At 75.0% G+C, this 19,106-nt stretch carries 17 protein-coding genes; 7 read left to right on the top strand and 10 right to left on the bottom strand.

The window, feature by feature from the left end; genetic code table 11:
- The first annotated feature begins 156 nt into the window (after positions 1 to 156).
- On the top strand, positions 157 to 1,713 hold the full coding sequence (locus GCU56_RS15870; protein WP_163482705.1) for a glycosyl hydrolase family 28-related protein: 1,557 nt from the start codon (positions 157 to 159) through the stop codon (positions 1,711 to 1,713).
- A gap of 21 nt (positions 1,714 to 1,734) precedes the next feature.
- Here GCU56_RS15870 and helR read toward each other — a convergent pair whose 3' ends face one another.
- The 4 genes from helR to GCU56_RS15850 form a co-directional block, all read right to left on the bottom strand.
- Positions 1,735 to 3,882 (bottom strand): RNA polymerase recycling motor ATPase HelR, encoded by a 2,148-nt coding sequence (helR, locus tag GCU56_RS15865; protein ID WP_163482704.1) that lies wholly within the window; start codon positions 3,880 to 3,882, stop codon positions 1,735 to 1,737.
- A 373-nt stretch (positions 3,883 to 4,255) separates the two neighbouring features.
- Complete coding sequence (locus tag GCU56_RS15860; protein ID WP_163482703.1) at positions 4,256 to 4,996, bottom strand: DUF1775 domain-containing protein; 741 nt, start codon at positions 4,994 to 4,996, stop codon at positions 4,256 to 4,258.
- 354 nt (positions 4,997 to 5,350) lie between these two features.
- Positions 5,351 to 6,325, bottom strand: coding sequence for an RNA polymerase subunit sigma-70 (locus tag GCU56_RS15855; protein ID WP_163482702.1), 975 nt, complete (start codon positions 6,323 to 6,325; stop codon positions 5,351 to 5,353).
- Positions 6,326 to 6,396: 71 nt separating this feature from the next.
- On the bottom strand, positions 6,397 to 8,061 hold the full coding sequence (locus GCU56_RS15850; RefSeq protein WP_163482701.1) for a hypothetical protein: 1,665 nt from the start codon (positions 8,059 to 8,061) through the stop codon (positions 6,397 to 6,399).
- A 224-nt stretch (positions 8,062 to 8,285) separates the two neighbouring features.
- Here GCU56_RS15850 and GCU56_RS15845 point away from each other — a divergent pair, with 224 nt between their 5' ends.
- Both GCU56_RS15845 and GCU56_RS15840 read left to right on the top strand, forming a co-directional pair.
- Complete coding sequence (locus GCU56_RS15845; RefSeq protein WP_163482700.1) at positions 8,286 to 9,602, top strand: sensor histidine kinase; 1,317 nt, start codon at positions 8,286 to 8,288, stop codon at positions 9,600 to 9,602.
- Positions 9,593 to 10,264, top strand: coding sequence for a response regulator (locus tag GCU56_RS15840; RefSeq protein WP_440588748.1), 672 nt, complete (start codon positions 9,593 to 9,595; stop codon positions 10,262 to 10,264). The genes GCU56_RS15845 and GCU56_RS15840 overlap by 10 nt, the downstream gene beginning before the upstream one ends.
- Before the next feature lie 3 nt (positions 10,265 to 10,267).
- Here the strand turns inward: GCU56_RS15840 and GCU56_RS15835 are convergent, their stop codons facing one another.
- Positions 10,268 to 10,621, bottom strand: a complete 354-nt coding sequence (locus tag GCU56_RS15835) for an MmcQ/YjbR family DNA-binding protein (protein ID WP_163482699.1) — start codon at positions 10,619 to 10,621, stop codon at positions 10,268 to 10,270.
- A gap of 72 nt (positions 10,622 to 10,693) precedes the next feature.
- Between GCU56_RS15835 and GCU56_RS15830 the strand changes: the two genes are divergently transcribed.
- A complete protein-coding gene (locus GCU56_RS15830) occupies positions 10,694 to 11,938 on the top strand; it encodes a GNAT family N-acetyltransferase (protein WP_163482698.1) in 1,245 nt (414 codons plus the stop codon).
- Between the two features lie 91 nt (positions 11,939 to 12,029).
- Here the strand turns inward: GCU56_RS15830 and GCU56_RS15825 are convergent, their stop codons facing one another.
- Complete coding sequence (locus GCU56_RS15825) at positions 12,030 to 12,509, bottom strand: ribose-5-phosphate isomerase (RefSeq protein ID WP_163482697.1); 480 nt, start codon at positions 12,507 to 12,509, stop codon at positions 12,030 to 12,032.
- A 26-nt stretch (positions 12,510 to 12,535) separates the two neighbouring features.
- Here GCU56_RS15825 and GCU56_RS15820 point away from each other — a divergent pair, with 26 nt between their 5' ends.
- Together GCU56_RS15820 and GCU56_RS15815 are read left to right on the top strand one after the other, a co-directional pair.
- Entirely contained in the window at positions 12,536 to 13,207 is a 672-nt protein-coding gene (locus GCU56_RS15820) for a DUF429 domain-containing protein (protein ID WP_163482696.1), read from the top strand.
- A complete protein-coding gene (locus GCU56_RS15815; protein WP_345771877.1) occupies positions 13,204 to 13,989 on the top strand; it encodes an MBL fold metallo-hydrolase in 786 nt (261 codons plus the stop codon). Before GCU56_RS15820 ends, GCU56_RS15815 begins: the two co-directional genes overlap by 4 nt.
- A 58-nt stretch (positions 13,990 to 14,047) precedes the next feature.
- Here GCU56_RS15815 and GCU56_RS15810 read toward each other — a convergent pair whose 3' ends face one another.
- Together GCU56_RS15810 and GCU56_RS15805 are read right to left on the bottom strand one after the other, a co-directional pair.
- Complete coding sequence (locus GCU56_RS15810; RefSeq protein WP_163482695.1) at positions 14,048 to 14,803, bottom strand: SDR family oxidoreductase; 756 nt, start codon at positions 14,801 to 14,803, stop codon at positions 14,048 to 14,050.
- 80 nt (positions 14,804 to 14,883) lie between these two features.
- Entirely contained in the window at positions 14,884 to 15,546 is a 663-nt protein-coding gene (locus GCU56_RS15805; protein WP_163482694.1) for a mycothiol-dependent nitroreductase Rv2466c family protein, read from the bottom strand.
- 156 nt (positions 15,547 to 15,702) lie between these two features.
- Between GCU56_RS15805 and pepN the strand changes: the two genes are divergently transcribed.
- The gene (pepN, locus tag GCU56_RS15800) at positions 15,703 to 18,255 is read left to right on the top strand and encodes an aminopeptidase N (protein ID WP_163482693.1); all 2,553 of its coding nucleotides are present in this window, start codon (positions 15,703 to 15,705) and stop codon (positions 18,253 to 18,255) included.
- 55 nt (positions 18,256 to 18,310) lie between these two features.
- Here pepN and GCU56_RS15795 read toward each other — a convergent pair whose 3' ends face one another.
- Positions 18,311 to 18,778, bottom strand: coding sequence for a DUF5130 family protein (locus GCU56_RS15795; RefSeq protein ID WP_163482692.1), 468 nt, complete (start codon positions 18,776 to 18,778; stop codon positions 18,311 to 18,313).
- Between the two features lie 48 nt (positions 18,779 to 18,826).
- Positions 18,827 to 19,102, bottom strand: a complete 276-nt coding sequence (gene ctaJ, locus GCU56_RS15790; protein WP_163482691.1) for an aa3-type cytochrome oxidase subunit CtaJ — start codon at positions 19,100 to 19,102, stop codon at positions 18,827 to 18,829.
- Positions 19,103 to 19,106: the final 4 nt, after the last annotated feature.

The raw sequence follows: 19,106 nt of genomic DNA, 5'->3' as shown, positions 1-19,106 counted from the left end.
GGATCCGTCGCCCGAGCACTGGCCACGGCTCCCCTCCGTTCGTCATCCTGATCCCGACGCCGCCGGGCCCAGGCTGCCGTTGCTCCGCCGAGCGCCCGTCCGGGCGGCCGGTCACACCAACCGCGCACGCCGGTGCGCCTCGGAACGAGGTCTGCCGTGGACGACCGACCGGACGCAGCTCCCACCCCGGACGATCAGCCGGTCGAGGGCGGTCGGGCGGCCGCCCCCCGATTCCGCCGCCGCGCCCTCCTCGCGGGTGGGGTCGGGCTGGCCGCCGTCCCGGTCATCGGACTGCTCTCTCCCGCGGAGTCGCCCGCGGCCGTGGTCCTCAACGCCAGGGACTTCGGCGCCACGGGCAACGGGACCACCGACGACACCGCCGCCGTCCAGCGGCTCATCGACGCGACGGCGCGACAAGGGGCTGTCGGTGTGCTGGCGGCCGGGACCTACCGCTGTACGCGCAGCCTGCTCCTGCCCGCCCGCGCGCAGCTGCAGCTGGCCAGTGGCGCGCGGCTGCTGAAGGACTGGGCAGCGACCCCCGGCCTGGCCAACGCCTTCCTCCGCAACACCGACTTCGCGGTGCGGTCCAACGGTGTCCGGATCACCGGTCCGGGGACGATCGGGGCGAGGGACCACAGCCGGACCGGCGTGGTCGTCGCCCTCTACGGCGACGACGTCGAGCTGCGGAACCTCACCATCGACACCTACGCCGGTGGGCAGGCGGTCATGTACGCCGGCGACCGGGGCCGCATGGACGGGGTGAAGATCCGCAACAGCGCGGCCACCACCGGGACCGGCGGCATCCGCGTGCTCGGGGGCGCGGACTTCCGCGCCACCTCGTGCGACGTGCAGTCCGGCGACGACTGCCTGCAGTTCGTGCCGATCGGCGACCCCGATGCCCTGCTCTTCGACATGGACATCACCGGGGGCAGCTTCGTCGGCTGCACGGGCGTCAGCACCGTGAGCCGGTTCATGATCGCCGCGCTCGAGTGGACGCGCGGGGACGGCGGCATGACCGCGTCGGTCACGAACTGCTCCTTCAGCACCTGCCGCGGGTCCGGCACCAACCGGGGCATCGTCGTCAAGAACACGCACAGCACGGGCACCATCGCGCGCCTGACCTTCACCGACTGCTCGGTGGACATGTCCCGGAGCGCGAACGCGGAGACGCAGGAGATCCGGATCCAGACCGATCCGGCGTCCGGCGGCTCGATCCGCGACGTGACCTTCACCCGCACCTCCATCACCCGGCCGGTCAACAGCGTGCTGCGCGTCGGAGGCCCGAACATCAGCGGGATCACCTTCGACGGGTGCACGTTCGCGGCCCCCTCGGGCACGTCCACCGTCGTCGCCGTCGTCGAGCAGGCCGACCGGGTGCGCATGCTGGGGTGCTCGTTCGCCGGTACGCGCGACAAGCGGCTGCTCGTGGCCGGTCCGACGGCGCCCGTGACGGCGCTGTCGGTGGAGAACTGCCGGTTCACCGACGTCGGGAACGGGGTCTGGGGGGTCGACCTCATGGGTGCGGCCGGGGCCCGCGTGGCCGGCTCCACCTTCCGGCAGGCCGCCGGGGCGACGACCGCCCGTGCCGTCCGCGTGGCGGCGGCCTGCAGCGGCGTGGTCATCGAGGGCAACGACCTCACGGGCCTGACCACGGCCACGAAGATCACCAACAACGCGGCGGACACGGTCATCCGGAACAACCGCGGCGGCTGATGCCGGTACGTCCCGCCGACGTCAGGAGCTCGTGAGGACGACGAGTCGCTGCGTCGCCCGGGTCATCGCGACGTAACGGTCGACCGCTCCCTCGATGCCCTCCCCGAACGCCTCCGGGTCGACCAGGACGACGAGGTCGAACTCGAGTCCCTTCGCCAGCGCCGGGGTCAGCGAGCGGACGCGGGACGTCGCCCGGAACGTGGGATCGCCGATCACGCAGGCGACCCCCTCGGCGTGCTCGTCGAGCCAGGCGCCGAGGACCGGTGCCAGCTCCGACACCGGCCCGTGGACGACGGGGACGCCGCTGCTGCGGATCGAGATCGGCACGTTGGCGTCGGGGAGCACGGACCGGATGACCGGCTCCGCCTCGGCCATGACCTCCTCCGGGGTCCGGTAGTTGATGCTCAGCGAGGCCAGGGTGACCCGGTCGAGCCCGATCCGCCCGAGCCGTTCCTCCCACGACTCGGGGAACCCTCCCCGGGCCTGGGCACGGTCCCCGACGACGGTGAGGCTCCGGGACGGGCAGCGGAGCAGCAGCATCTGCCACTCCGCGTCGGTCAGCTCCTGCGCCTCGTCCACCACGACGTGCGCGAACGGTCCGGCGAGCAGGTCCGGGTCGGCGGTCGGCAGCGCGTCGTCGTCGACGAGGGCGTCGCGCAGGTCGGCGTGACGCAGGCTCGTCATCAGCAGCAGCTCGGAGTCGTCGGTCGCGATGAGCTCGTCGATGACGTCGGCCATGCGCTCCCGTTCGCGGCGGGTCGTGGCCTCCTGCCGACGGCGGCGTCGCGACGTCTCCGGATCACCCAGCCGGTGCCGGGCAGCGTCCAGGAGCGGCAGGTCGGACACCGTCCAGGCCTGCGCGTCCGCGCGCTGGAGCCGGCGGACGTCCTGGGGGTCGAGCGCCGGAGCGCACCTCCGCAGGTAGGCCGGGACCGACCACAGGTCGCCGACGACGTCCGCTGCCTCGAGCAGCGGCCACGCCCGGTCGAACGCGCGGCGGAGGTCCCGGTTCCGCTGCAGCGACCCCCGGAGCAGGGCCTCGTCCTCGTCGCCGTCGTGGTCGGCGACCAGGATCGTCAGCAGCGCCTCCCAGACCTGGTCGCGCGCCTCGTTGTGCGGGGTGCCGGGGTCCGGCGCCTCGAACGCCTCCGCCCAGTCGTCCACGCCCAGCCGGATGTCGGCGGAGTCGGTCTCGACGGTCATCCCCCTCGACGGCGGCTCCTCGTAGAAGCGGACCGCCGTCTCGATCACCGCGCCCACGTCCATCGACGACTTCAGCCGGGCCACCTCCGGATCGGCCTCGACGCCGGCTGCCGCACCCTGCGGCACCAGGTCCCGCACGGTGCAGGTCCGGACGCCCTCCTCGCCGAGGCTGGGGAGGACGTCGGAGACGTAGGCGAGGTACGGCTCGTGCGGACCGACGAACAACACCCCGCCCCGCTGGTGACCCAGCCGTGGGTCGGCGTAGAGCAGATAGGCCGTGCGGTGCAGGGCGACGACGGTCTTCCCCGTGCCCGGGCCGCCGTCGACGACGAGGGCCCCGGCGGAGCCCGCCCGGATGACGGCGTCCTGGTCGGCCTGGATGGTGCCGAGCACGTCGCGCATCCGCGCCGACCGGTTGCCGCCCAGGCTGGCGATGAACGCCGACTGGTCGTCGAGTGCGGCGTGACCCTCGAACCCGTCGGCGGTGAACACCTCGTCCCAGTAGTCGGTGATCCGGCCGCGGGTCCAGCGATACCTGCGGCGACTGGCCAGACCCATGGGATGGGCGTGGGTCGCGCCGAAGAACGGCTCGGCCGCGGGGGATCGCCAGTCGAGCAGCAGCCGGCGCCCCGCGCTGTCGGTGAGGCCCAGCCGTCCGACGTACACGGGCTCGGCATCGTCGGCACCGACGATGCGGCCCAGGCACAGGTCCAGGCCGAAGCGGCGCAGCGTGCGCAGGCGAGCGGTCAGCCGGTGGACCTCCAGGTCCCGGTCCAGGGCCTCCTGGCCGACCCCGCCCGGAGCCCTGCGCGCCGCATCGAGGCGACCGGAGAGGTCGGCGACGGTCTGCCGCAGGCTCTCCGCGATGGCCGCGAAGTGCCGCTCGTCGGCGGCGATCAGCGCCGGGTCGGTCTTGGCGACGAGGTCGTCGGGGAGGTCGAACGCGCTGGCGGTCAGGGGGGTCACGTCGTCTCCGATCTGAGGCGAGGACGTCCGGATCACGACGTCCGGATCGCGTTCCGGCGGGCACGGGCCCGGCTGGACTCGGCCGCCCGTTCGGGCAGGTCACGGCCTCGGCCGGGCGAGTCTGCGGGCCGACCGGGGTCTTGCCGCAAGTCCCCCCGTGCCGTATACGTTGAAGAGGGAGACAGCGATCCCCACCCGCGTCAGGCCGCGTGCCGTCTCTCGCGCGGCGCGGAGGTCCCGCCGGAGCAGCCTGCCGCCGCGGTGCGGGCCCCGGCCCGCCCCTCGGCAGCACCCACACAGCACGAGACGGCGCCCCGGCGGGAGCCGGGACGCCGTCGTCGTGCGTGCTGCCCGTCCGGGCAGCCCTCGTCGGTCAGGCGGTGGTGTTCCGCCGCCGGGCGGACAGCCCGAAGGCGAGGCCGGCGAGCCCGGCGAGCAGCCCGGCGATGCCGACGACGAGCGCGGTGACCGCCAGGCCGGAGGTGCCCGACCCGCCGGCCGAGGCCGAGGTGTCGCTGCTGGCCGTCTCGACCGTCGGGGTGTCGGTCTCCTCGCCGTGGGCGTCGGTGCCCCCGGTGCCGGTCAGCGACAGCACCGGCGCCGGGCTCTCCGGCTCCGCCGCACCCTCGACCGTGGGCTCGATCCACGCCGACTCCTGGCCGTCGTCGTAGGTCTGGACGGCCGGGAAGGTCATCGCGTCGACCTCGGGGAACGGGCCGCCGCTGATCGAGAACGTCTGGTACTGGCCGGGGGCGATGCCGGCGCCCGGGTCGGCGGTCCAGGTGATCTCGGTGACCGCCTCGCTGACCGCCGTCCCGTGGACGTCGACGGGCGGGTCGATCGGGGCCGTCGTCGTGGTCGCGGTCCAGCCGGGCACCGGCTTGGTGCTCACCGAGGCCAGGGGCGTCTCCGCGGGGATCTGCACCCGCAACGAGATCGTCGAGGCGGTGTCGCTCTCGTTGGGCACCCGGAACGTCAGTTCACCGAAACCGCCGGCGGCGGCGTCCGCGGAGCTGACGCGCACGTGCGCCGACGCCGTACCCACCCCCACGGCGAGGACGGCGACGAGTGCGGCCAGCAGGACGGTCAGCACCCGGGCGAGGCGGGATGTCACAGGAGGGCTCCTTCGTGCCGATCGGACCAGCCCGTCGCCGCTCCGTCTCGATGCCCCCACAGTCGTCGGCGGAGCACGCCTGGTTCCCGCACGACGGGCGGTTCCACCTCGACGTGGGGAGACGACGGCCGACGTGGTCCTCCCGCCCGTCCCGTCCGTCCGTCTGGTTGCCGGGATCCGACCTGGCCCGGCGCACGGACGGCTGGGCGGGGGGCAGCCGCAGCCGGTCACCTCGTGGGGCGCGCCGCTGCCGTCGTCCGTCGTCCGCTCACCGACCGGTGGTCCGGCCGCGGTGGTCGGCGCCGTCCTCGGGCAGGACCGGCGGTCTCCTCGGTCCCGGCAGCGGTGCCGGGGTCAGTCGAGCTCCGCCGGCAGACCCAGCCGCACGAACAGACCCGTGTCGAGGTCGAGGAAGCTCGAGATGCGCGCGATCCGTCCCGCGTCCACCTCGAGCACGTGCAGAGCCCACGGCTCGCGACCACCGCCCTCCCGCGCGCGGTACTGCGCGAAGGCCAGTGAGCCGTTGGCGCGCGTGGGCAGCACGCGCGAGCCCCGGCACTTGCTGCCGGGGCCGAGCATCCAGGTGCCGATGTCGGCCGGGCCGCGCAGCCACATCTCGTACGGCGGCATGTGCTGGGTCGCGTCCTCGTGCAGCAGCGCGACGAAGGCGTCGATGTCGTAGCGCTCGAAGGCGTCGACGTAGCGGTCGAGGAGGTCCTGGTCGTCGTCGTCCAGCTGTCGCGGTTCGGGGCGCGCGCCGAGGTCGCTCAGCGTGGCCCGCGCGCGCTGCAGCGCGCTGTTGACCGAGGCGACCGTCGTGTCCAGCAACTGGGCGACCTCGTCGGCCTTCCAGCGCAGCACCTCACGCAGCAGCAGGACGGCGCGCTGGCGCGGCGGCAGGTGCTGGAGGGCGGCGACGAAGGCCAGCCGGATCGACTCCCGCTGCACCGCCTGCTCGGCCGGATCGGCGTCGTCGGCGACGACCTGCCGGTCGAGGATCGGCTCCACCCACGCCGTCCCCGGCCGCCGGGAGGCCAGCGACGCCTCCACCGGCTGCCAGGGCGAGCCGGACAGGTCCATCGGCAGCGCCCGGCGCTGGCGGCCCGACAGCTGGTCCAGGCACACGTTGGTGGCGATCCGGTAGAGCCAGGACCGCAGCGCCGACCGCCCCTCGAAGTCGCCCAGCCCGCGCCAGGCCCGGACCATCGTCTCCTGCACGGCGTCGTCGGCGTCGAAGGCCGAACCCAGCATCCGGTAGCAGTAGCCGGTCAGCTCCCGCCGGTGCTCCAGGAGCCGCGGATCCAGCTCCCTGCTCACCACGCTCGTCACAGGACCTCCTCGGGGTGGGTGGGCCGCGACAGCTCACCACAGGCCACCGACGGAACGGGAGGGGTCCCGGCCTACTGGTAACTGATCAGCTGAGGCCGGGGGCTCACCTGGGCGATCGTCTCCTCGGGCGAGAGCATCGGGGCGTCCTCGTCGTAGAAGTTCTTCCACCCCCACGCCACCGCGTCGGGCGCGGTCTGGCGCAGCGTCGACCAGGTGGCCTGCTTGTCCCCCTGGCCGCCCTGGCCGTCGGCGTGCACCATCACCGCCACCTCCTCGCGCGAGGTGTCCAGGCGCTCCCGCTCGGGGATCATCCGCACCTGGAACTGGTGCAGCACGAGCAGCTTCTGCGGCAGCGCGGCGGCGCGGGTCAGGTCGGCCAGCCAGGTCACCACCCGGTTGACCTCGTCGATGCCGACCGACCCGATCTGGGTGAGGTGCACCTGGTTCGGCGCCAGCCGCCACTCCGGGTCCAGTGCCAGGCCCACGTGCGGCAGCTCCAGCAGGGACCGGTACAGCTCGGCCTGGGCCACGAAGTCGGTCCGGCCGGGCTGCAGGTCCAGGACGACGTAGATGCCCGCCTGCCCCGCTGCCTCCACCCACGGCCGCAGGTCCTCGGCCGGCACCTCGGTCGAGTAGTTGCCGTCGGGGCCCGCGAACTCCGAGGCCACGGTGGCGATGATCTCGAAGGCAGGGACGACGGCGGCATCGGTCACCAGCGGCTCGTAGGGCGCCGCGTGGGCCTGTGCCCGTTCGACCGCCCCCGCGACGTCCTGCTCGCCGAGCACGCCCAGCGCACCGCTGCCCGGGTGGCCGTAGAGCGCCACGAGGAAGTGCCCGGGGAACAGCAGCTGACCGCCGCCGGGCAGCTGCGTCCCGGTGGCGGCGGTCTCGAGCTTCCAGTCCAGGCCCTCCTCGGCGCCGAACCCCGCGCCCAGGGCGACCACGGCGTCCGGCTCCTCCTCCCCCAGCAGGGCGACGAGGTCGGCGGAGCCGCGGGGGTCGGTCACACCCCCGGTCAGCTGCACCCGGGCACCCGCAGCGCGGGCGGTGGCGATGCCGGCCAGCGAGCCCGCGTCGCCGGTCGCCATCACCAGCGTGCCCTCGAGCGGCTCCGCCCGGTCGACGGCGGGCAGGGTGCCGACGTCCCCGGCCGGGTCCGGTGCGTCCCCCGGCGGCTGCAGCGCGACGGGGTCCCCGGGATCCAGCGCCGCCACCGCCGCCGGCGCCTGGCCGTCGTCGGTCTCCTGCACCTCGCCGAGGTCCAGCCCGGTCACGGCCGCCACGGACTCCGCGGCGGCCGGCACGGCGACCACCTCGCGGTCCGTGCCGCCGGCGTCCTCGTCGGACGTGCCGCCCTCGGCGTCGCCGACGGCGAGCACCGTGGTGGTCCCCAGCCGGTCGAGCTCGGCGGTCAGGGCGTCGGCCGCAGCGCCGTCGGCCGGCTCCACCAGCAGGGGGACGCCGAGTCCGACCGCGGCCGAGGCAGCCAGGAGGGAGCCGGCCGGATCGCCGCTGCGGGCCAGCACGACCACGTCGGCGGTGTCGAACAGCGCCCGGCTGGTCGAGGCGGCCGAGGCGACGGGGTCCTCGTCGGCGACCAGGGTGAGCCGGGCATCGGGGACCGAGGTGGCGACCGCGGCCCGCCGCTGTTCCTCCTCCTCCCCTCCACCGGTCGCTCCGCAACCGCTGGCGAGCAGGACCGCCGCCAGGGCGATCGGCATCGACGTGGAGCGCACGGCCCCTCCCCCGCCGGGCGCGCGCGGTCACGCGGTCACGCGACGACGTCGGCACGCTCGGCTGTCCGCGACCCTAACGGGGCGTGCCCGCTGGACACCGGGGCCGCCGCGCCGCCAGCATCCCCATCCGAGATGACCACCACGCGTCTGTCGGGACAGCCCGACACCCGATCGACCGGCTGGCGGGATGGGTCCCCCCCTCTCCGCCGACCAGGCTCGACGGCATGACCACCGACACCGCCGTCCTGCCGACCGTGTCCTCTCCCCTGCCACCCCCCGCCGTCCGCCGGCGCGGGGTGCTGCCGCAGCTGGGCGTGGACACCAGCTACTCGCTCGTCTCCTTCCCCCTCGCCATCCTGGCGTTCGTCCTGGTCGTCACCGGGCTCGCGGTCGGCACCGGGCTGCTGGTCGTCTGGATCGGCGTCGCCGTCCTCGCGGGGACCCTGGTGGCCGCCCGCGGGCTGGCCACCGTCGAGCGCGCCTGGCTCCCCGGCGTCCTCGGCCACCCGCTGCCCGCCCCCGCCTACACGACCGGCACCGGCGGCCGGGTCCGCCGGCTGCTCACGCCGCTGCGGGACCCGCAGTGCTGGCTGGACGTGCTGCACGCCGTCCTGCGGTTCCCGTTCGCGATCCTGTCCTTCGTCGTCACGGTCACCTTCTGGGCCGGCGCGCTCGGCGGGCTGACCTACGCGCTGTGGGACTGGTCGCTGCCCGACGCCTCCGCGAGCCCCGACAACCAGGACCTCCTCGAGCTGCTCGGCTTCGAGAGCACCGCGGGCCGGCGGATCCTGCTGTACACCGTGCTGGGCGTGGTGTTCGCCGTGCTGCTCCCGTTCGCCGTCCGCGGGGCGGCGGTGCTGCAGGCGCAGGTGGGCCGGGCGCTGCTGACCTCCCGCGCCGCCACCCAGGCGGAGCTCGGCCGGCTCGCCCAGGGCCGCGACGCCGCCGTCGCCGCCGAGGCGGTCGCGCTGCGCCGGCTGGAGCGGGACATCCACGACGGCCCGCAGCAGCACCTGGTGCGGCTGGGCATGGACCTCTCCCGCGCCCAGCGGCAGCTCGACCGTGACCCGGAGGCGGCCCGGACGACGCTCGGCGAGGCCGCCGGGCTGGCGCGTGAGGCGCTGGAGGAGCTGCGCGCCCTCTCCCGCGGCATCGCGCCGCCGGTGCTGGCCGACCGCGGCCTGGCCGCCGCGCTGGCCGCCGTCGCGGCGCGCTCCCCGGTGCCGGTCGAGCTCGCCGTCGACCTCGACGAGGAGCGGCTGGCCCCCGCCGTGGAGAACACCGCGTACTTCGTGGTCAGCGAGGCGCTGGCCAACGTGGCCAAGCACAGCGGCGCGACGGCCTGCCGGGTCGCGGTGACCCGCATCGGGGACCGGCTGCGGGTGGTCGTGGAGGACGACGGCGCCGGCGGTGCGGTGCTGGCCCCCGGGCACGGGCTGGCCGGGCTGACCGACCGGCTGCTCGCCGTCGACGGGGTGCTCACCGTCGACAGCCCGCGCGGCGGCCCCACCCGGCTCGTCGCGGAGCTCCCGTGCGGCTGAGCCCGGACGACCGGCCGATGCGGGTCGTGCTGGCCGAGGACTCGGTCCTCCTCCGGGAGGGGCTGGTGCGCCTGCTGGAGGAGGCCGGGACCGAGGTGGTGGCGGCGGTCGGTGACGGGCCGTCGCTCGTCCGGGCGGTGACCGAGGCCCGCCCGGACGTCGCCGTCGTCGACGTCCGGATGCCGCCCACGCACACCGACGAGGGGCTGCGGGCCGCCGTGCAGGCCCGGGCCACGGTGCCGGGGACGGCGGTGCTCGTGCTCTCCCAGTACGTCGAGGTGGCCTACGCCGACGAGCTGCTCGCCGACGGCCGCGGCGGGGTCGGCTACCTGCTCAAGGACCGGGTGACCGACCTCGACTCCTTCCTCACCGCGCTCACCGACGTCGTCGGCGGCGGCACCGTGCTCGACCCGCAGGTGGTCGCCCAGCTGTTCGCCCGCCGCCGGGCCGACGACCCGGTGCGCCGGCTGACCCCGCGGGAGCGCGAGGTGCTCGGGCTGATCGCCGAGGGGCACTCGAACAGCGCGATCGCCCGCCTGTTGGTCGTCACCCCCGGCGCGGTCGAGAAGCACACCCAGCGGATCTTCGCCAAGCTCGGGCTGGCCCAGGACGAGGACCAGCACCGCCGGGTCATGGCCACGCTGGCCTACCTGCGCACCTAGCGCCTACCCCTCCGCCTCGGCGCCGTCGAACGCGGCGCGCAGCCGGGCCGGGGCTCGCAGCCGCCACGCCTCGGTCAGCAGCTCGGCCAGCTCGTCGCGGTCCACCGCGTCCAGCGCGACGACGACCATCGTGGAGTTGCGGTAGTGGTGCGGCACCGAGAACACGCCGGGCCGCGCCGTGGCCAGCGCGGTGTTCTCCCCCTCGGCCAGCCGGATCGCCACCCACGACTCGTCCGGCGGCATCGACGCGAAGATCTTGTCCCGGACGCGCAGGCAGGCCATGTCCCACGCCGGGCGTTCGCTGGCCTCGGGCAGGGCGAGGGCGACGCTGCGGACGTCGGCGGGCGTGGCGGGCACCCACCGATCCTGGCACCGGAGACCGACGGAACCCGGTCGCGTCGTCGCGGCACTGCCCGGTAGACAGCACCGGTGACCGATCCCGCCGACGCCCTCCGCCCGATCACCACCGAGGAGTGGCCGGTCTTCATCCGCGCCATGTTCGACGTCTTCGGGGAGGACGAGCTCCCGGCCCACTACCTCGAGGGCCCGCCCGGCGTGGCGGAGCTGGACCGGTCGCTCGCGCTGTGGGACGAGGGGCGCGTGGCCGCCACGGCGGGCGTCTACAGCCGCGAGCTGACCGTGCCCGGAGCCGTCGTCCCCTGTGCCGGGATCACCTGGGTGACGGTCTCCCCCACGCACCGGCGGCGGGGCGTGCTGACCGCGATCATGCGGCGGCAGCTCACCGGGCTGCACGAGGAGCAGCGCGAGCCGGTTGCCGCCCTCTGGGCGTCGGAGGCCTCGATCTACGGACGGTTCGGCTACGCACCGGCCACCTGGCGGAGCAACCTGGGCGGTCGGGTCGAGCGGCTCCGGCTGCGGCCGGACGTGGCCGTCGGGACCGGACGGGTCGTGCTCGTGGCGGCCGACGACTACCGGGCCGCCGCGGTCGGCCTGCACGACCGCGTGCGGCGGTCCGTGCCCGGCAACCTGGCCCGGGACGACCGGTGGTGGGACCGCGCCCTGCGGGACCAGCCCGACCAGCGGCGCGGCGCGACGGCGCGACGGTACGTGCTGCACACGGAGGCCGACGGCACCGTCACCGGCTACGCCGCCTACCGGGTGCGGTCGGCCTGGAGCGACGCCGGCGAGCCGGACGGGACCGTCGTGGTCGAGGAGATCCGGAGCACCAGCACCCCGGCGTACGCCGCGCTCTGGCGGTTCCTGCTGTCGGTCGACCTCGTCCGGAACCTGCAGGCTCCGTCGCTGTCACCGGACGAGCCGCTGCGCCACCTGCTGGCCGACCCGCGCGCGCTGCACGCCCAGCCGGTGGACGCGCTGTGGGTGCGCCTGGTGGACGTCGGCCGGGCACTGGCCGCCCGCCGATACCCCGCGCCGGTCAACCTCGTCCTCGAGGTGCGCGACCCGTTCTGCCCCTGGAACGACGGCCGGTGGTCGCTGGTCGGACACCCGGCGGGGGCGTTCTGCTCCCCGACCGACGCCGACCCCGACCTCGTCGTCGACGTCGAGGCGCTGTCCGCGGCGTATCTGGGCGGGGTGTCGCTGGCCACGCTGCAGGCCGCCGGCCGGGTGACCGAGGTCAGCCCCGGCGCGGTGACCCAGGCGGCGACGGCGTTCCGGTGGCCGGTGACCCCGTGGTGCCCCGACGAGTTCTGAGAGCACCCCGTCCTGCCCACCCTGCGCAAGCTCAGGGCGGGGCCCGGGACGGGGCCGGCGGCGGGGCCCTGCAGGGGGCCGCCCCGGCCTGTCACCTGGTGGGCAGTCCGCCGGCCGGGCGGTGACGGTCGCGCTCGTAGTCGGTGATCAGGCCGATCCGGCGGACGTGCCGCTCGTCGTCGCTGAACGGCGTGGCGAGGAAGAGCAGCACCAGGTCGGTGGCCTCGGCGACGCTGTGCTGACGAGCGCCGATCGAGACCACGTTGGCGTCGTTGTGCTGGCGCGCGAGCTCCGCGGTCTCCCGGTTCCACACCAGCGCCGCGCGCACGCCGGGCACCTTGTTCGCCGCCATCTGCTCGCCGTTGCCCGAGCCGCCGATGACCACGCCCAGGCTGCCGGGCTCGGTCACCGTGCGCTCGCCGACCTCGAAGCAGAACGGCGGGTAGTCGTCCTGGGCGTCGTACTCGAAGGCCCCGCAGTCGACCGGCTCGTGGCCGGCGTCGGCGAGCGCCTGCTTCAGGTGCTCCTTGAACTCCAGGCCAGCGTGGTCGGTGCCGACGAAGACGCGCATGCCGGGGAGTCTGTCAGGCTGCCGCGGTGGCGGTCCTGGGGGTCGACGGGTGGCGCGGCGCGTGGGTCGGCGCCCTGCTCGACGGCCGGCGGGTGACGCTGCTGGCGCTGGCCGGCGTCCCCGATGTGCTCGCCGTCCCGGGGGTGGAGCTGGTGGCCATCGACATGCCGATCGGCCTGCCCGAGGACGGCGTCCGGGCCTGCGACGTGCTGGCGCGGCGGCTGCTCGGTCCGGCCGGGAGCTCGGTGTTCCCCACTCCCGTGCGGGCGGTGCTGACGACCGACGACTACGCCGAGGCGCGCGCGATCTCGCGGGCGCACACCGATCCACCGCGCGCGCCGTCGGCCCAGGCCTTCCAGCTCGTGAAGTCGATCCGAGCCCTGGACGACGCGCTGGGCGACCCGCCGACCGACCGCGTGGTCGAGGTGCACCCGGAGCTGGCGTTCCGGGCGATGTCGGAGGTGGTCCGTGACCGCAAGGGCACGGCGCGGGGGACCGCCCAGCGCCTGCACGCCCTGCGCCCGGTGATGGACGTGGAGCACGCCCTGCTCACGGCGCCGGTCGGCGTGCCGATGGTCGACGCGCTGGACGCGTGTGCCGCGGCGTGGTCCGCCCGCCGGCTGGCCGGCGGGCGCGGCGAGTGCGTGGGCGACGGGGGCCTCGACCGCCGCAGCCGGCCGATGCGGATCTGCTGGTGACCTTCCGGGAGGTCGCCGACGGCGTCTTCGTCCGGCGGCACCGGTCGCTGGACCTCAACTGCGGGCTGGTCGTCGGCGAGGGCGCCTGCCTGGTCGTCGACACCCGGTCCGACCTCGGCGAGGCGGCCGACCTGATCGCCGCCGTCCGCCGGGTGACGCCGCACCCGTGGACGGTGGTGACCACCCACGCCCACTACGACCACTGCTTCGGCACCGCGGCCTTCCGCCCGGCGACGGTCTGGGGCGCCCGCGGGTGCGCCGCCGCCCTGCGGGCCACCGGCGAGGCCCAGCGCGCCGCACGGGTGGCCGAACTGCTCGCCGCCGGGCACGCCGAGGCCGCCCGGCGGGTGGGCGCGGCTCCCCTCGACCCGCCCGACGCCCTGGTCGACGACACGGCCGTGCTGGACGTCGGCGGCCGGGAGGTGGTGCTCCGGTTCCTCGGCCGCGGGCACACGGACTCGGACCTGGTGGTCGAGGTCGAGACCGACGGCGACGGCGACGGGAACGTCCTGTTCGCCGGCGACCTCGTCGAGGAGGGGGCGCCCCCCGCGTTCGAGGACGCCGTCCTCGCCGAGTGGCCGGCGACGCTCGGCCGGCTGCACGCGCTGGCCCGCGGGCCGGTGGTGCCCGGACACGGCGCGGTGGTCGACGCGGCGTTCGTCGGCGCGCAGCGCGCCGACCTGCTGGCCGTGCTGGCCGCCGTCCGCGCCGGCCGGCTCGACGCCGGCCCCTACGACGCGGCGACCATGCGCACGGCCGCGTCCAGGGCGCTGCCCCGGTGAGGGGGTGGCCCTCTCCAGGCCCCCGCGCACGCGAGTGGTGGGAGGACGGGGTCCGCTCTCAGGTGAAGCGGCGGACGACGGGCAGCGGCAGCACCCGCAGCAGCGCCGACACCGGCCGCCACGGCCACTCGGGCACGTAGGCGCGGACCGGCTCCCGCTCGATCGCGGCGGTGAGGGCGTCGACGCCGCGGTCGAGGTCGACGGTGAACGGTCCGCGGCGGCCGGCGTTGAGGTCGGTGGCGATGAACCCCGGCAGCACGGTCGTGACGCGGATGCCGGTGCCGAGGACGTCGGACCGGATGCCCTCGGCCAGCGCGTTGAGCGCGGCCTTGCTCGCCCCGTACGCCGTCCGGGTGCCGCGCATGCCGCGGACGGCGGCCACCGAGGAGACGACGACGAGGTGGCCGGCGCCCTGGGCCCGGAAAAGCGCCATCGCCGCCTCGGCCTGCGCGTGGGTGCCGAGCACGTTGGTGACCAGCGTCGCCCGGTTCGCGGAGCCGTGGCCGGTGCCGACCGAGGCTCCCCTGCCGATGCCGGCGTTGGCGACGAACCGGTCCAGGCCGCCCAACTGCCCGGCGAGCCGCGGCACGACGTCGTCCACCGCGGCGGGGTCGTCGACGTCGAGTGCCGCGGTGACCACCCGGATGCCGGGATGCGCGGTGAGCAGCTCCTCGCGGAGCATCTCGAGCCGGTCGGTGCGGCGGGCGGCGAGGGCGAGGTCACGGCCCCTCGCGGCGAACCGGCGGGCCAGGCCGGCGCCGAGGCCGGAGCTCGCGCCGGTGATCAGGATCCGCTGGCGGACGGGGTGCGGCACCCGTCGAGGATGCCGCACCCCCGCCCCGCTGCAGGACCCGCCGCGAGCTCGCGAGTGGCGGGGGGCGGCGGGGTCCTCTGTCAGCGGCGGTCGAGCTCCAGTGCGTCGGCCGGGACGGAGTCCATGTCCGGCCCGGAGAGCCGGGTCCGCTTGAGCTCCCAGAAGTCGGGCAGGTTGGCCAGCAGGACGGCGCCGTCGAAGGCCTTGCCGGCGTCCTCACCGGTCGGCACCTTGCTGATCACCGGGCCGAAGAAGGCGACCCCGTCGATGTGCATGACCGGGGTGCCCACGTCGTCGCCGACCGGGTCCATGCCCTCGTGGTGGCTCTTCTCCAGCGCCTCGTCGTACTCGGTCGAGGTGGCGGCCGCGGCCAGCTCCGCCGGGAGCCCGACCCGCTCGAGCGCCGGGGCGATCAGCTCGTCGAGCTCGATCCCCTCGTGGTGGCGCAGCGTGCCCATGGCGGTGTAGAGGTCACCGAGGACCTCGTCGCCGTGCTGCTGCGCGGCGGCGATCGCGACCCGCACGGGACCGATCGCCTTCTGCATCATCTCCCGGTACTCCTCCGGCAGGTCCCGGCCGCGGTTGAGCACGGCCAGGGACATGACGTGCCAGTGCAGGTCGATGTCGCGGACCTTGGCCGCCTCCAGGACCCAGCGGCTGGTGAGCCAGGCCCACGGGCACAGCGGGTCGAACCAGAAGTCCACGCGCGCCCGGACGGGGGCGCTCTGCACTGCCTCGGTCATGCGTTCGCACTCCTCGCGTCGTGCCCCCGCGGCGCTGCGCCCGGGCGCTCTACCGGCCTGCAAGGCGGCCGGCGGGGTGGTTGTTCCCTCAACCGGACGGCGGCCGCCCACCGCGGGCGCACGGGCACGTCGGTGGCCCGTGGGAAGCTCCCCTGCGTGGCCGTACCCAACCTGACCCGCGATGACGCCGCCGCCCGCGCCCAGCTGCTGGCGGTGCACAGCTACGACCTCCGGTTCGACCTCACCGACGGCGACGGCCGACCCGGCGAGTCGACCTTCGGGTCGACCACCACCGTGCGGTTCAGCTGCCGTCAGCCCGGCGCCGGGACCTTCATCGACCTGGTCGCCGAGACGGTGCACTCGGCCACGCTCAACGGGGTCGCGGTCGACGTCGGCAGCTACACCGAGGAGGGCGGGCTCCCGCTGCGCGGGCTGGCCGCGGACAACGAGCTCGTCGTCGTCGCCGACTGCCGGTACTCCAACTCCGGCGAGGGGCTGCACCGCTTCGTCGACCCGGAGGACGGGCAGGTCTACCTCTACACGCACTTCGAGCCCGCCGAGGCCAAGCGCGTGTTCGCCTGCTTCGACCAGCCCGACCTCAAGGCGCCGTACACGGTGCACGTCACCGCGCCGTTCGACTGGGAGGTGGTCTCCAACACCGGTGGCCGCCGCATCGAGGCCGGTCCCGCCGGCTCCCAGCTGGTCCACTTCGAGCCCACCAAGCGGCTGTCCACCTACCTGCTGGCGCTGATCGCCGGCCCCTACGCCCGGGTGACCGACTCGCACGAGGGCATCCCGCTGGGCCTCTACTGCCGCGCCTCGCTGGTCCAGCACCTCGATCCCGAGGAGCTGTTCCGGGTGACCAAGCAGGGCTTCGACTTCTACCACCGGGTGTTCGACTACCCGTACCCGTTCGACAAGTACGACCAGCTCTTCGTCCCCGAGTTCAACGCCGGCGCGATGGAGAACGCCGGCGCGGTCACCATCCTGGAGGACTACGTCTTCCGGTCGAAGGCCACCCGGGCCAAGTACGAGCGGCGCGCCGAGACGATCCTGCACGAGCTGGCGCACATGTGGTTCGGCGACCTGGTCACCATGCGCTGGTGGGACGACCTGTGGCTCAACGAGTCCTTCGCCACCTACATCTCCACCCTCTGCCAGGCCGAGGCGACCGAGTACACGACCGCCTGGACGACGTTCGCCAACACCGAGAAGAGCTGGGCCTACGCCCAGGACCAGCTGCCCTCGACGCACCCGATCGCCGCAGACATGGTCGACGTCGCCGCGGTCGAGGTGAACTTCGACGGGATCACCTACGCCAAGGGCGCCTCGGTGCTCAAGCAGCTGGTCGCCTACGTCGGCCGCGAGGAGTTCCTGCGCGGCGTCCAGCGCTACTTCCGCACGCACGAGTACGGCAACACCACCCTGGCCGACCTGCTGGGGCCGCTCTCGGAGAGCTCGGGCCGGGACCTCTCGGCGTGGGCGGAGCAGTGGCTGCAGACCAGCCAGGTCAACACCCTGCGGCCGGCGTACGAGCTCACCGACGACGGCCGGTACGCGGCCTTCGCCATCGAGCAGACGGCGGTGCCCGAGCACCCGTTCCTCCGCCGGCACCGCCTCGCCGTGGGCCTGTACAGCACCGGCCCGGACGGGCTGACCCGCACGCACCGCGTGGAGCTCGACGTGGACGGCGAGCGGACCGCGGTGCCCGAGCTGGTCGGCCACCCCGCGGCCGACCTGGTGCTGGTCAACGACGACGACCTCACCTACGCCAAGCTGCGGCTCGACGCTCGGTCGCTGACCACGCTGACCGCGTCGATCGGCACGCTCCCCGACCCGCTGGCGCGGGCGCTGTGCTGGTCGGCCGCCTGGGACATGACCCGGGACGCCGAGCTCGCCGCCCGCGACTGGGTCGCCCTGGTGCTGGCCGGGGTGGATGCCGAGAGCGAGATCAGCGTCGTCCAGTCGCTGCTGGCCCGGGTGCAGGCGGCGCTGGCCAACTACGCCGATCCGCGGTGGGCCGAGACCGGCTGGCGGGCCCTGGCCGACAAGGCCCTGGCCGCGCTCGAGGCGTCGGCGCCGGGCAGCGACAGCCAGCTGCAGTGGTCGCGCACCTTCGCCGGCGCCGCCCGGACCGAGGCGCACGCCGCCGTCCTGCGCGGTCTGCTCGACGGGTCGCGCACGGTCGAGGGCCTGCCGGTCGACACCGACGCCCGGTGGGCGTTCCTGCACGGGCTGGTCGCCATCGGAGCCGCCGGGGACGCCGACATCGACGCGGAGGAGGCCCGCGACGCCACGGCCACCGGTCAGCGGAGGGCGGCCACGGCGCGGGCGCTGCGGCCCACGGCGGAGTCCAAGGAGGAGACGTGGCAGCGGGCGTTCACCGACGCCACGCTGCCCAACGCCGTGCACGAGGCGATGCTGCAGGGCTTCTGGCACCCCGCCCAGCGGGAGCTCACCGCCGGTTACGTGGAGCGGTACTTCGCCGACATCCGCCCGCTCTGGGACCGCCGTCCCGGGGAGATCGCGAAGAACGCGGTGCAGTACCTCTTCCCGCCGGTGGTGGAGCTGCGCACCGTGCAGGCGGCGGACTCCTGGCTGGCCGACGACGACCACCCGGCCTCGCTCCGGCGGCTGGTCTCCGAGGGCCGCGACGGGATCGCGCGGTCGCTGCGCGCCCGGGAGCGGGACGCCGCAGAGACCGAGTAGGGAGGACGCCGCTGCCCCCGCCGCGCGCAGGTGCGCGGCGGGGGCAGCGGGCGCCTCAATGGGTGGGGCGCAGGCTCCTCGGGTGGCCGGCCTGGTCGGAGAGCTGGCGCAGGCCGTTGACGATCCCGCCGACCAGGTCGCCGGAGGCGAAGGCGTTCGTCATCGACAGGACGGCGAGGGCGCAGGCGCGGTCGGGCAGCCGGCGCGACGCCGCGGCGCCGACGACGACCTCGATGACCCGCTGCCCGGGGGAGATGGCCAGCAGCACCGACTCGGGGAGGTGGCCCCCCGACTGCTCGAACAGCTCCTCGGCGCGCACGCGGGTCCGGGTGCCGAGGTCCCCGAGGTAGAGGGTGAAGCGCAGGCCGGTCTCCCGGGAGGAGAGCGTCAGCGCATCGTCGAGACGCAGCAGCTCCTGGTAGCTGAAGATCGTGTCCGGGGCCTGGGCCTCGTCGGTCCGCGTCGGCATCGTGCCGGCCGACGTCGCCGTGTCGTGCGACGTGGCTTCCAGCGCGCGGGTCATCTCCGGCCTCCGGGAGTGCTGTGGGTGCGGATGTCGGGGGTCATGTCGTCACCACGTCCCGCGGGCGCCGCCGTAGGGACGGGCGGAGGCCGGCGCCCCGGCGGTCAGGGCGTGCGCGCCGTGGCCGCCCCCGTGGCCGCCGCCGTGCGCACCGGCGCCACCGGGGTGCGGCTCGTACCAGACCGGCTCGTGGTCCCAGGACTGGCCGGGCTTGTACCGCAGCTTCTTCTGCCCCTTGCCGGGGCGCATCGTGAGCAGCGCCATGACGAGGACGATGGCCAGCGGGATGCCCACGTAGACGAGCAGGGTCTCGACGACGGTCACGGCC

The organism is Geodermatophilus sabuli (genome assembly GCF_010686765.1).
Classification (GTDB): Bacteria; Actinomycetota; Actinomycetes; order Mycobacteriales; family Geodermatophilaceae; genus Geodermatophilus; species Geodermatophilus sabuli_A.
Note: the sequence above shows the minus strand (reverse complement) of the source record. Positions and strands in the feature narration are given on the sequence as shown.

Bases quoted from the DNA above. Each gene is read 5' to 3' on its own strand.
- GCU56_RS15845 (WP_163482700.1), top strand. From the start codon at position 8,286: ATGACCACCGACACCGCCGTCCTGCCGACCGTGTCCTCTCCCCTGCCA.
- GCU56_RS15825 (WP_163482697.1), bottom strand. From the start codon at position 12,509: ATGCGCGTCTTCGTCGGCACCGACCACGCTGGCCTGGAGTTCAAGGAG.
- GCU56_RS15805 (WP_163482694.1), bottom strand. From the start codon at position 15,546: ATGACCGAGGCAGTGCAGAGCGCCCCCGTCCGGGCGCGCGTGGACTTC.
- GCU56_RS15795 (WP_163482692.1), bottom strand. From the start codon at position 18,778: ATGACCCGCGCGCTGGAAGCCACGTCGCACGACACGGCGACGTCGGCC.